The organism is Lacibacter luteus, assembly GCF_004118265.1.
In the GTDB taxonomy this organism is placed as follows: Bacteria; Bacteroidota; Bacteroidia; order Chitinophagales; family Chitinophagaceae; genus Lacibacter; species Lacibacter luteus.
On the sequence record NZ_SDHW01000001.1, the window covers coordinates 1530798 to 1544800 of the forward strand.

The 14003-nt window shown below is 41.1% G+C and carries 9 protein-coding genes; 2 read left to right on the forward strand and 7 right to left on the reverse strand.

Features of this window, described 5'->3' with window-relative positions; all coding sequences use genetic code 11:
- Nucleotides 1-12 precede the first annotated feature (12 nt).
- Genes ESA94_RS06015 through ESA94_RS06040 form a run of 6 tightly spaced genes read right to left on the reverse strand, consistent with a single transcriptional unit; the run spans nt 13 to nt 11215 of the window.
- Nucleotides 13-1569, reverse strand: a complete 1557-nt coding sequence (locus tag ESA94_RS06015) for a RagB/SusD family nutrient uptake outer membrane protein (protein ID WP_205755913.1) — start codon at nt 1567-1569, stop codon at nt 13-15.
- Between the two features lie 22 nt (nt 1570-1591).
- Nucleotides 1592-4777, reverse strand: a complete 3186-nt coding sequence (locus tag ESA94_RS06020) for a SusC/RagA family TonB-linked outer membrane protein (protein WP_164972663.1) — start codon at nt 4775-4777, stop codon at nt 1592-1594.
- A gap of 48 nt (nt 4778-4825) precedes the next feature.
- Entirely contained in the window at nt 4826-5878 is a 1053-nt protein-coding gene (locus tag ESA94_RS06025) for a DUF5007 domain-containing protein (protein WP_129129926.1), read from the reverse strand.
- 41 nt (nt 5879-5919) lie between these two features.
- Nucleotides 5920-6606 carry a fasciclin domain-containing protein gene (locus tag ESA94_RS06030; RefSeq protein WP_129129927.1) on the reverse strand — a complete coding sequence of 229 codons (687 nt, stop codon included), beginning with the start codon at nt 6604-6606 and terminating at the stop codon, nt 5920-5922.
- 51 nt (nt 6607-6657) lie between these two features.
- Nucleotides 6658-8235 (reverse strand): RagB/SusD family nutrient uptake outer membrane protein, encoded by a 1578-nt coding sequence (locus ESA94_RS06035; RefSeq protein WP_129129928.1) that lies wholly within the window; start codon nt 8233-8235, stop codon nt 6658-6660.
- Nucleotides 8236-8260: 25 nt separating this feature from the next.
- On the reverse strand, nt 8261-11215 hold the full coding sequence (locus tag ESA94_RS06040) for a SusC/RagA family TonB-linked outer membrane protein (protein ID WP_129129929.1): 2955 nt from the start codon (nt 11213-11215) through the stop codon (nt 8261-8263).
- A gap of 315 nt (nt 11216-11530) precedes the next feature.
- Between ESA94_RS06040 and ESA94_RS21375 the strand changes: the two genes are divergently transcribed.
- Nucleotides 11531-11671 carry a hypothetical protein gene (locus ESA94_RS21375; protein WP_164972664.1) on the forward strand — a complete coding sequence of 47 codons (141 nt, stop codon included), beginning with the start codon at nt 11531-11533 and terminating at the stop codon, nt 11669-11671.
- A 128-nt stretch (nt 11672-11799) separates the two neighbouring features.
- Nucleotides 11800-13452: a DNA repair protein RecN gene (gene recN, locus ESA94_RS06045; RefSeq protein ID WP_129129930.1), complete on the forward strand. Its 1653-nt coding sequence runs from the start codon at nt 11800-11802 to the stop codon at nt 13450-13452.
- A gap of 6 nt (nt 13453-13458) precedes the next feature.
- On the opposite strand, the gene ESA94_RS06050 is transcribed toward recN, so the two are convergent.
- A complete protein-coding gene (locus tag ESA94_RS06050) occupies nt 13459-13887 on the reverse strand; it encodes a DM13 domain-containing protein (protein WP_129129931.1) in 429 nt (142 codons plus the stop codon).
- Nucleotides 13888-14003 lie beyond the last annotated feature (116 nt).

Genomic DNA, 14003 nt, shown 5'->3' on the forward strand with positions numbered 1-14003 from the left:
TTGTTTTAAATGTTATTGCCAATACAGGTTTAATGTCATGCCCGGATTATTGATCAATGCCGATGAATGAATAGGCCATGTCCATGCACCTGCTTTAAATTGTTCTACCGTACAATGGTATCCGAACTTGTAAGATGGGTCGATGATGCGCTTTGTTCTCACTACATCAAACCAATAATGTCCTTCGCCCAATAATTCACGGCAACGCTCATAGAAAATATCTGTTTTCAATTCTGAGCCTGTACTTGTTATCGGTGCGGCGGCTGCCCTAGTTCTTACAATGTTTAATTTTTCTTTTGCCTTTGTATCGTTACCAATATTTGCCAATGCTTCTGCATGCAATAAAATAGCATCGGTGTAGCGAAAAATGATCTGGCTTGCATCGAACGAAGTGCCATCAACCGAATTCGGATCACGGTTTACAAAAAACTTCAGCATTTTAAAACTCCTGTTGCCGGCATACATGGTTGAAACATCAAACCAGTAATCCGTACGTTTATCTGCCTGCCCAACAGGATAAATGGTTTCCATAAACTTTGTATCGTAACTGATATAAGGATGTGTAGGATCGGGAGCAAGACGGTTATAATAAACCAGATCGTAGTAATAAGACCAACCGAACGATTCGCCATAGTTTGCATTCTGCGGTACTTCAAACAATCCTTCTTTCGAACGGCCTTTAAAAATTTCGCCATTACGTTCCAATGGTAATAATGCATATGCGCCACCATTTTCGTTATACAGTTCATCACCCAATACATCCACTGCTTCGTAATAAGCTTTTTCGTTACCGGTATCAAATCCTGCAAGCCACATGTTAATATGCATCAGTAATGCAAGTGCCGAACCACGCATACCACGCACCGCAACAAATACAGGATCCTTATAAGTCCATGGCAAATCATCTTTCACTGCCATCAGATCTTCACGGCATTTCTTTAATACTTCAACCATTGCCATACGCTTTAGTGGAGCACTGTGGTAAGCATCAGTATAATAAGCAACATCACCCCACTGACGAACCATCAGGAAATAAGCCATGTTACGGATGAAGATCGCTTCCGCTTTGTATTGCTTTTTTTCTTCGGCAGTTAATGATGGATCGGATACACCATCAACACGATCTACCGCAATATTTGCTGCAGCAATTACTTTGTAAAAATTATCCCATTGGCTAAAACGGATCATGTTAAACACACGATACCAGTTGTTACCACCACTTGGTGCATCAACAAATAATGCCTTAATATTATTGTTCGACAAGTTGGCTACATATGTACGTCCCCAACCTATTTCTGTATTCTCCTTTGCCATACCACCTCTTAAATCGCCGGAGAAAGCAAAGAAGGGAAAGTTGAAAGAGCTGGCATCTGCTTTCATATCGAGCCTTGCAACCGATTTGCGCAGCAACTCATACATTCCATTGGTATAATTTTCAACATCGGTTTTCGACTTCCAGAAATTATTACCCGAAAGCGCATTTGGCGGATCAAGACTTAAATATTTTTTGCAACCACTGCCAAATAAGATCAGTGCTGTAATTGCAAGTATGCTGATAATACATTTCATCTTTTTCGTTTTTCTTTTACAATTAAAACTGAACATTTAAACCAACTGCATAGCTCCTTGCATTTGGATAACCACCTGAGTTATCTCTTCCCAACTGTGTAACCAATTCAGGATCGGGGCCGCTGTAATTCGAAAATGTAAATACGTTATTGGCTGTTAATGTGAGCCTGCACGAGGTCATCTTAAAACGTGCGATCAATTTCCTGTCGAGGTTATAAGCCAATACAATGTTGTTGATCTTCCAGTATGAACCATCTTCGAGGAACAATGTTTGGTTGCTGCGGAAAGGTTGCATAACACCTGCTCTTCTGAAATCAAATGGATTTGGATATTGTGCATTCACTGTACCGCTTCCTTTGTCTGTAGATGATGGTTTCCAGTAATTGTATTGATCAATTGGTACAAGCGCTGTCGGCTGCAAACGTTCGCCATTTGGACCAATTGCTGCGGGGTTGCCAAAGTTTTGCATCGTCTTCGATAAAGAAGCATTCAGCAGATCACGAAACAGTGTGCACGATACGTTGATGTTTAACTGAAAGCCTTTAAACTGCATTTGCGAAAGAATACCACCTGTTACTTTCGGAATGGGATTACCAATTGGCAACAGATCTTTTTCATCTATGATATAATCGCCATTCACATCTGTCCAACGTGGATCACCACCCTGGAAATAATACCCAGTACCAGAACCTAATTGTTGACGACGACCTGTTGCTATATTCACCGGCACATCACCTGTGCTTGCATAAATGCCCTGTGTATGATAAATAAGATTTGAAATAGCATTACGTCCTATGCGGTAAATAACCGGCACATCACTACCATTGTCTTTTATCTGCTTTGTCATCTGGCGAAGATTTTCAGGAAGCTGCGTCAATATCTCCCTGTTCAATGCACCGTTTACACTAAGTGTCCATTGAAATGGTTTGCTTTGTTTGAACATGCGTACGGTAGCAGTCCATTCCATTCCATAGTTTACAAGACTAACTGCATTTGTTTGCAACTCAGCAAAACCACTGGTATTCGCCAGTTTAATTTCCATAATCTGGTTATCGATGGATCTGTAATAAGTCTCATAAGTTAACTGGAGTGCATTATTAAAGAGTCCTAATTCAATACCGGCGTTGGTACTTGTTTGTGTTTCGGGTAAAAAGTTTTCGTTAGGAATGGTTGCATAATCGATGGTAACGGTCGGGTTGTTATTGTAAGGCAGCCCTACAATGTAACGACCATAGGTATCAAAGATGTCGCCGGTTGGGCGTATGTTACGTCCCCACGATGCTCTTGCTGAACCATAACTTAACCAGGTAACTTTCTCCAACCATTTTTCCCTGTTGAAGTTCCATCTTGCACTAACAGCAGGATTTTTTGAATAAGGTTGTTTTGACCCTGTATTGGATGTTCCATCAAAACGGAATGTGAAATCAATTACATATTTGCGATCGAAGTTGTATGAGAACGAACCGCCGTAACCATGTTGTCTTCTTTCAGTAATATTATTTAATGTGCCTCCACGTGAAGCTCCCCATCCATAACCAATAGGCCCTGTTATCTGATCGTTAGCTGTGCGATCTAAACGAACTGCGTTTGCACGAAAACCGTTTGTGTTGATCTCGTTAAACACATACGCATTAAAGTTGTGAAGATTGCGTAGCGTGGTGGTGTAGTTAATGATCGAACGGTTGTTCAACTGATAGCTCCTGTCGTTATAGCTATATGATTCAGAAGAACCATTACTTAGAAACGATGGCGTAAACCGATCAGTTGTTCCTGAATTGAAATTATAGCTGATAAGATTTCCAAGACGTAATCCTTTCAGTGGTTCATAAGATGCATCAAGACTTGTAAGGATGTTTGCCGTTTTATTATTATTGGTGACTCTTGCCGCCGCTAATGCGCTGTTATTTTCAGAGAACATCGATGGCGATGGCAGTAATGAAGATGAAGATCCACCACTTGCCACACCTGTTTGTATTAAACCAACACCACTACCGTTTTGCTTTTGACCCAGCTGACTTGAAAGGCTTACCAGCACACGCAACTGATTAGTAGGTGCATACTGTGCATTCATACTAAGACCATAACGCTTAAAGCCTGTGTTCTGCACAATACCATTTTCCTGGTAATAGTTCAGGTTGGTTTTATAATTGAACCTGTCATCACCACCACGAATACTCAGGTTATGTTGTTGGTTATAAGTAGTGCGGTAAAAATAATCCTGCCAGTTTGTTGAGTTATTGAAATAAGGATTCAAACTGTCTGACAAGAAAGGTGTTTGATTGATCAATGCCTGCGCTGCTGCATAGGAAGTATCATAATCAAGAATGGTGCGTATGCGGAGTAAACGTTCTTCTTTACCACCGATCACTTCACGTAAGCGTGGCGGTGCCTTCACAAAAAAGTTTGTTGAATATTGTACAACAGGCACTTTCGATTTACCTCTACGTGTAGTAACGATAATCACCCCATACGCTGCTCTTGCACCATATACCGATGTTGCTGCTGCATCACGCAACACTTCCATTTGCTCTATATCTTCTGGTGGTATTAATGCCAATGGATTGATACCTGCCCCACCACCCTGGAATCCGTATTCATAATTTGTATTTACATCAACAGGCACACCATCGATCACAAACAAGGGCGATGTCGGTGTTAAGAAACCATCGCTGCTGATATTAATATTTGAAATACCACGCAGGTTAATTGTGCCCATACCACCAGGTGAGCCGGAGTTGTTCTGCACATTCAAACCTGCTACTTTACCCTGCAATAATTCTACAACATTTGATACAGGTACATCCTGCAACGCTTTACCATTTACAACAGTACTTGAACCGGTAGCAGTTTCTTTTGTTTTTTGCCGGAACCCCTGGATCACTACTTCCTGCATAGCATTATCTTTTACAGAAAGAGAAATAGTTACAGATGAATTGCTCGACATAAATGTTTTACGTACCGCAGTAAAACCGGAGTGTGTAAAAACCAATTCAGTTCCTGCATCAATGGTTACAGTAAAAGCACCATTCGCATCGGTTGTTGCAATTGTTTTTGAAGGTTTAACTGTTGATACTGTTACACCCTGCATACCCGTTTGCTGTGCATTGTCTTTTACAACACCTTTTACAGTTATCTTATTCTGTGCATAGGTATGCACAGCATTAAAAAGCATGCAAGCCAATATTCCTATACAGGGTAACCATCTCATTGCAGTTATTTTTTTGCGTGTGTATATACTTAACATGTGTGTCCTGTATTAATCGTTGGTGAATTTTGGATTATCGTTTTTAAACGCAAATACTATTTCCCAATCGCCGGGTTCATAAATTGCAAAGTCGAGACCTAGTGTAGCAATTTCTCTTCCACCATTAAAACCAATGCGTGAATAGCTGAATCTGGCTATTGCACGACGACCATCGGAAGTAGTGTACCGTGTTGGAATTTCCACAGCAGGAATGGGGTAAGCCATTTTATAGGTAACACCTGTTGCGGTTACTTGCTTTTCGAAACCATGTACAACATTGTTCCAATCTGTTTCTGCAAACTTTGCAGGATCGATCGGGTTGTATAACGTATCGAGAAAACGGAAGGTTAATGTGTTGGTTGAAGGCACACCTGCTTTTACCACTTTGCGTATGTACACATCAATATCGTTGTACGAAAGATAGCGGTTGGTATTGGCGCCTTTGATGTTTGTAATAACAGAAGCATACACACCATTTGTAACAGGCTGCCCGGTTGATGCATTATAGTTTGAAGGTTCGTACGGACGTTCCTTTAAAGGCATCAGTTTAATATTGCGGTAATACCTGCGGCCTCCTGAGTTTGATAATTCCACATCAAACAAATAACCGGAGTCGGGCTGCGAACGTACAAAAGCTGAACGTGCTTCTGCCCACATGGTAAATGCACCGGAGTGTGGTCCTATCTCAAATAATGGGCGATATTGCTTTTCACGTTTTGCTTCAATCTCTGCAATGGATCTTTCATTTCCATCATATGCTTTTTTCCAAACCATCACCGGGAAAACATCTGTCAGTTCTGGTGCAGGATCACCGTTTCTTCTGCGTGGATTTACAATTTTAAAATCGGAAGGATAAGTTGTACTACCCTGGTAGAAATTATCAGTAAAAAATGTTGTACGCCCCAACACCGGCTGATACGTATCGATGGTGTATTGCGAATCGACCCCTACTGTTTCCCTTTCTTTTGGAAGGTATTTTTTACAGGCACTTGCTGCAAGCAGCACAGCAACTGCAAGAATGTAGTATCGGCGTTTGCGCACAACTTTTTGTATTTTTTTGTTCATCGTTATCTTCTGTTTAAAAGAAAATGAGATTTAAATAGAACCTATCGTTTATTCACTCGTTTGATAAAATCGTTTCCAAATCCAAAATCATGACCTGTTGGCAACAGATGCACAATTCCGTTTGTGGTTTTAATATCAACCGTAATGGTATTTACCCTTACCCAGTTGCGTGTAAAAATGGAATTACGTGGATCGCTGAAAGTGATCGTCTTTGGTCCGCCACCTAAAAAACCCGATGCGTTGGTTGCTACATACTGCAGCTGCATATTGTAATCGTAACGGAAGGAGGCATACAGCTTACCATCGGTAAAACCTTTCAAACTATCTGTATGTTGTAAGCCGGGAATAATGTAGCGGCAAACAAATGTGTCGAGCAAAGCCGAATCAATTGTTGCAAGCGATACCTGCGGCATTGCAGGAATAGAATCTTTGCGGGCCTGGTTAATGTTAAAGAGTGCCAGTTCGAAACTTCTGTTATTGGCTGCAAACAATGTAATGTTGCCTGTTTTAAGTGCAGCCGACAACCCTGTTAAACGGCCTGCAACAAACAAAAGCGAATCGTAAACACCTGTTTGTGCAGTAAGATATTCGTAAGTAGATCCTTTAAATGTTCCTGCTGTGTTTGAATAATTGTAATATCCTTTATCGTTCTTGCTGCAGCCAACCAATGCTGCAACAATCAGTACACATACTGCAATCAACAAATAATTTTTTCTGATGAAGCTCATTCGTTACATTTTTACTTTTGCTGAAAACGTTTCGTTTATACCACAGCCGGCTTATTGCCAGTAGGCATTTTGTGTAATCTTTGAATTTCTGTTCAACACTTCCTGTGCAATGGGCCAGTAAATACCACCTTTATCAATCAACATGTTAAAAGCAGGGTTTGTGCGTTTTAATTTATTGAAGCGAACCAGGTCGTACCATCGCCAGCCTTCGCCCATTAATTCTCTTCTGCGTTCTGCAAATATTTCTGTTAACAGATCACGTGATGGTGCAGGAGAAACAGATGCAAGACCTCTTACACCTCTTACAGCATTTAACTCCTGGTAAGCAGCATCGGTTTGGCCCAATACAGCCAACGCTTCTGCACGCAACAGTTTAATTTCTTCGAGGCGTGTAAACACAATGGAAGAGTTGAACACCGCAAACTGTCCGGCGTTACCAACATTACCATCAACCACACGAATCTTTTTAAACACAGGAACAGCTGCACTGTAGTTTTCGAAATAGTTGGTATAAATAGTTTGTTGTACCGATGCAGGATCTACACCAAAGCGTTGATCGGTTCCGCCATTACTTCTGGGAAACGCTGATGCAATAGAATCTTTCGGCACATATATTTCCGGTAACGGTTTCGACATTGGATACAAGGTTGTATTTGCCAACGTGAGTTGTTCAATATGCCCTTCAGAAGTTGTTTCGCCCACGTTGCGGTTAAAGCTGAAACCAAGCAGTTGATTGTAGTTATTATTAACACCGCTGTTAAACAATGTTGTTACCAGGTTGGTAGTGCTTACTAAAGTGAGATTACTTTTTGATGCGTTGTTAACAATATACTCTGTGTAAACAGCTGCATCGATATAACGACCCTGCCACGCTGCAATATGTGCAAGTGTTGCATAAGCTGCCAGGCGTGTTACCGGAGCATTTAACCATTGTGAAGAGTTGTACCCGTAATAATTGTTCGGATAAATCTGTGCAGGATCAACCCCTGAATAAAGAAACGGAAGATTAGGTGCTACCTGTACCAACTCCTGTTCTGCAAACGAAAGCACAGCGTTTTGATTGGTGCGTGGCAATTCTTCAAAACTGCCCTCTTTCGTAGCAGTGATCAATGGAACATCGCCCCATATTCTTGCTATATAGAAATAAGTAAATGCACGAATAGCTCTTGCCTGTGCTACATCGAGTTTGTAATACGACTCCGTATAACGTTGATCTGCCTTACAACCTGCAACACGTTCAATAAACAGGTTACTTGCATTGATAACTGCATAAAACCTGCGCCAGTTAGTTGCAGCTTCAATAGTTGGAAACGATGCGTTGAGTTTACCATCAATCACTGCTTTAAGATCGGTTCTGTACACCGAAAGAAAATCGCCGTTACGCAACTCTCCCCACATCCAATGCGCATTGTTATCTGCAAGCGCTGCACGAAGCAAACCATACAAGCCCATCAAACCGCTTCTTGCATCTTCGTACGAATCCCAATGCCCTTGTTCATCGGCCTGGCGTGACGATTTAATGTCTAATTGTTTATTACAAGCTCCCATGAAAAGCATCAATACGGTAGCAAGCAACAGTTTTTTTCCAACGCTCATTACTTTGTTTGTTGCTGTTAAAGTCATCTTCATGTTTACTGATTAGTTTAAATGATTTTTATAATTCAATTCTAACACCTGCAATAACTGTTCGTGAAAGTGGCAATCCATAGCCTGTATAGATGCCATTATAATTCACCAGCTCAGGATCATCGCCTTTAAATGACGTTATTGTAAAAAGGTTGGTACCTGTTATATAAAACAAGCAACTGCGGAGCGATTTGTTTTTGCTGTTTGCCTTTGCCAGTTCGTAACTGAGTGTTATGGAGCGAAGCTTTAAAAACGAAGCGTTATCGAGGAACAAGCTTTGATCGAGACGGTAAGGCACTACCGAACTCCACGGATTGTACATGGGATAACCCGACAGATCCATTTTCTTTTCCCAGAAAGTGATTTCTTTTACAGAGTTGATATTGTTGCTTGCTTCTACATTAATAAAATCGAGACGTGAGGAAGCATATTGGTTCAACACCTGGTGACCCAATGCTGTATAAAACTGCATATCGAGACTGAATGCCTTGTACGCAAGCGTTGTACTAAACCCGCCGGTAACTTTTGGCAAATAATTTCCTGTTACCAGTTTATCATCATCATTAATACGGTAATCGCCGTTAAGATCTAACCACCAGGGGTCGCCTAATGTAATGGGTACACCACGATAGTTAAGCGCTACACCGGTTTGCGGATTAACCGTGATCTGATTTTGACGTTTGTAGTTGCCGAAATTTTTCAACAACCAAAATGCATCAATGCGTTTTCCAACAACCAGTTTGTTATTGCCAATAATAAGTTCATCCAATCCGCCCGGTAATGCAACGAGTTTATTTTTATTGTAGTTGAAGTTTGCAGAAACGCTCCAACTCAGCTCATGCTTATCCTCAGGAAGAATGTTTGCAAACATGGTAAAGTCGATACCGTTGTTGCGTACATGTAAGCCCGACTTGTAGGCACCTGTATACCCCCATTCTGTTGGTACAGGCACAGGCAACAGCATTTGTTTGTCTTCCCTGTTATAAACATCAATACCAAATTTGAGATTACCGTTTAAGAAACCCATGCGTACAGCAAGATTTGCCTGTTCGCTGTAAGCCCATGGAATACCATAACCAACCCATCCGCTGGTATATGGTCTTGATATGCCCGGAATACCTGCATAAGAACCCAATGTTGGTTCGTTACCCCAGCCCATATCTACACGGTATTGTGCACCTGCATTAAACCTGTCGTCGTTCAACAATTTTCCTAAACGTGCCCACGATGCGTTAACCGAAAATGCATTGAAGTCTTTTAATGCATCGCCATAATGTTTTTTAACATCCCACTCAATGCCTCCGGAAAAATTAGTTGTCCAGCGATTGTCGGGTTGCATGTTTGATGAGCCGTCTCTGCTTACAACAGCATGCAGTTTCAACACATCATCAAACGAGTAAGTTGCCTTGCCCGAAAACGAAGCAAGTGCCGAACGCATTTTGCTTGGGAAATAATAAACACGGAAAGCAGCAGGCAACAGATAGTCCGCTGCATTGGGGTCGCCATTCACCACATTGATCTTTACAAAATCGTTAGGCCCGTTGTATGCATATGCATAATCATACTTATAAGTATCGGCCATAAAGTTCTGACCAGCCTCAAGCATTAATTTTTGCCTGCGGTTTACATCTATCTGATAGGATGCGGTATTGCTTACAACCATGCGTTGGTTGTACCCGAAGTAGTTGGATACAAAATTGTTTTTTTCTAATAAAGTGGTAGGCCAGAAAACATCACGGATGCCTTCGTTGTAATCAAATGCAATTCTGCCACGATAACTGAATTTGTTGAGGTTGGCCGATAAAGCAAAATATCCCTGGATAACATTCGATGTATTATCGTCGATTACTTTATCGAATTCATTCAGGTAAGAACTGTACACGTTTTTATTCGGCGTAAGCGGGTTAGTTAAATCGGGAATATAACGTTGCTCTGCCAGGCGGTCACGAATATTGCGGTTACGTGTACGCTCTAAACGATTATAGTTTAACATGCTCGATACCGTTAACCATTTAATAGGCGAAGCATTAATAAAGAACGAACCTGTGTAACGGTTAATAGCTGTACGGTCGGCACTTGATGCATTTTTGGTTGCACTGCCGAAGAAACGGAAATTAGCACGCTCCGATCCTCCGGTTAAACTCAAATCAAGATTGTACAAAGCTGCATTTTCATAATACTTATCGCCCCAGTTTGCAGGACCATAATAATCTGCATTGGTAGAATCTCTTAAGTAAGGAGGATAATTCAAACGATCTGCAAGCGTTCCAAAGCGATCGTAAAATGGTTTGCGAAAACTATTCTCATACGCAGCATTAACCGGTGTAACTGAAGGCTTCAATGCATAACCATAATAACTGTTTACTGCTATTTCCCTGTAACCTGAATGTGCATTTTTTGTAGTTATCCAGATAGCACCATTTGTTGCAACAGGTCCAAGGGCGGCAAGTGTTAACGGATCCTTTATTACTTCAATAGATTCGATATTATCGGGATTGATCGCTGCAAGCAAATTGGTAGCCGGACCAATGCGGTTAAAATCGTACTTCTGTATTTCGTAAGCAAATGGATTATCCTGCGCAAGTGGAATGCCGTTGAGAAAGATCGCTGCCTGCTGATCGAATAGCTCACGTTTACTAAGCAATGGTGAAGAAATACCACGGATAAAAATATTCTGTTCGCTGCCTGGTTCTCCGCTTGGCTCCTGCACATGTACACCCGCTGCATTTCCTTTTACTATCTGCTGCAACGAAATAACCGGCTGCTTAAGCACATATCGCAAGGGCACAAAACTGATTTCTTTAAACCCTGCTGTTGCAGTTTCTACCTTAACGCCATTTGTAACAGACATGATTGCTGTATCGCTCTTGGAGGAGGTTGAAGTTGTATCGGACTGAGCGTTTGCATTACCAACGAAAGAAAACAGCAATGCAGTAACAATAAGCTTCTGTGCTGTCGCAGACAGAATCATTCGCTTCTTCATAATTAAGTCAGTTAGTTTAGGTTTATACCCAGGATACACCACAGCGTTAACCACAGTAATCCTTATTTATCGAAATCAATCTTCGCCTTAACGGCTCTTGATCAAATTGTCATCAATCTTCTAATCGGGCTGCACTTGAATAATCACATTCTACACACTTCTGTTTTTATTTATATGGCTTTATGGCAAACAGAATAATGGATCATCAAATTTGAATTCAGCAATCGTTTTTCTCATCCTTGCTACATCAACAACTGTATCGAAATGTTATGTTGTTGTGATGTAATTATCATCTCTTCGTTAAACCAAATTTATATGGGTGATGTTATCTCTCCAAAAGCCCCGAAACCCTTTGCACTTGCGCAAACGGTTGAAAAACCTGCGCAAACGGTTGTTCTATTTTTTCAGGAAATCTTTGGCACAGATCATTTGAGCCTTGTTGGGGCTTTACCGTAAAAAAACAAACCCGTTTTATACATCTGTTTTTATTTCAGCAGGTAATTTTTAAATCACTTTTTAAGCGATTTGCCCCCTTTAAACAGCTTTCGCAGATTTGCCCTATTTCATTTAGTTTTGAGCTGCTTATGTTGCTACAGTTATCCATACAGAATTTTGCGATCATAGATGAGCTTCGTGTTGATTTTCAGCAGGGACTGAACATTATCACCGGCGAAACAGGTGCAGGTAAATCCATTTTATTAGGTGCACTCGGATTGGTGCTTGGCAACAGGGCCGATAGTTCTGTACTTCGTTTGCCAGATAAGAAATGTGTGGTGGAGGCAATTTTTGGCAGCAGCAAAAAACAATTGCAGCAATGGCTGACACAAAACGATATTGATGCAGATGAAGAACTTATTCTGCGCAGGGAAATTGCTGCAACGGGAAAATCGAGAGCATTTATTAATGATACACCTGTAACAATTGCACAACTGAAAGAACTTACTTCTGCTTTGGTTGATCTGCACCAGCAGTTCGACACCCTGGAATTGGGTGAAGAAGATTTTCAGCGTGAAGTGTTAGATGCTTTGGCAGGTTGTACTGAAGCTGTGGAGCTGTATCGCTCACAATACCTCGGCTTTGCACGTTTACAAAAAGAACTTGAGCAGCTGAAACAACAACAGCTGCAACAACAAAAAGAACAGGATTATAAACAGTTTTTACTCGACGAACTGGAACAGGCTTCATTTAAACCAAACGAACTGGAAGAAGCTGAGCAGGAACTAAAACTGTTGAACAACGCTGAAAGCATTGCAGCTGTATTAACCGATTCAGTTGCATTTTTAAAAGAAGGCGACACACCGGTTGTGCAACAGTTAAAAATTATATTGCAGCGTTTGCAGCAATATAAAGATGTACACGCCGATATCAGCAACATCAGCGAACGTTTATTGAGTGCTCAAATTGAGCTGAGCGATATTGCATCGGAACTCGATCATTTGCAAAACAACATCAGCATTGATGAAGCACGCATGCAACAGTTGAACGAACGGATGGAGATCGGCTACAAGCTGCAGAAAAAACATGGACTGCATGCTACCAACGAATTGCTTGCCTTACAGCAACAACTCGAAAAGGAATTGCAGGCTGTTGCAGAAGCAGACAACAATATTGCTGCAAAAGAAAAAGAAGCCGAGCAATTAAAACTTCAACTGGAAAAAGAAGCAAAAAACATTCATCAGTTACGAAGCAAACAAACCGAGCCGTTTGTAAAACAGGTGAACGCATTGCTTGCCCGTGTTGGCATGCCAAATGCACAATTAAAAGTTGAACTTACTACCGGCATGTTACATGCTTACGGAATCGATAAAATAAATTTCCTGTTCGATGCAAATAAAAGCAACCGCTTCGAACCCATCAGTAAAGTTGCAAGTGGTGGCGAATTAAGCAGACTGATGCTGTGCATAAAATCGTTGGTGGCCGAACGTATTTCGTTATCAACAATGTTATTTGATGAAATTGATACAGGCATCAGCGGCGAAGCTGCAAAACAGGTTGGTGTTTTATTGAAGGAGTTGGCAAACCGTCAACAGGTAATTACCATTACACATTTGCCACAGATAGCTGCAAAAGCCGAAGCCCATTATTTTGTTTACAAACAGGATGAAAAATCGGTTATTAAAACAAAGATCCGCCGATTGACAAAAGATGAGCAGATAGAAGCTGTTGCAAAAATGCTCAGCGGCGAAAGACCAACCGACTCTTCGCTTGTAACTGCAAGAGAAATGGTAACGGGTTAATTGCGGCTATGGCATCATCAGCAACGCACTTCCAAACAGGTGATTGTATTGCTGGCAATGTATCAGGGCATACTTATACTCAGCAAAATCGGGCATGCCGTTAATTGAATATACTTGTGTACCCATGGTTGCTTTTAATTTTCCTAAACTGATAAAATTAACCGGTTGTATTTCTTTCGAAAGATAAACGTACAGATCCGGACCGTTTGAAATTGTTACGCTGTCCAGAACCAATGAAAACTGTCCGTTATATGCCTGGCTGATAATTGCTTTGCCACTCACTCTTCCCCAAGGGCCATTCATAAAAACACCGGTATATTTCAGTTTTGCTGTTGTATCTGCAGCATCGTTAAGTGTTACCTCGGGTGTTCGTTGTTTTACACAGGAAGAAAAGAATATAAAAAATACAGTTACTGTAAGAACGACAGGTTTCATACAAACTCGGTTTAGCTTTTTCAATTATGAACTATACGAAACTACTGTGCCGTTCGGTTTTAAATTGTCGCTTAAAAGACATTCCTTTCCGTAAAACACATAAAAAAATCCTCTTC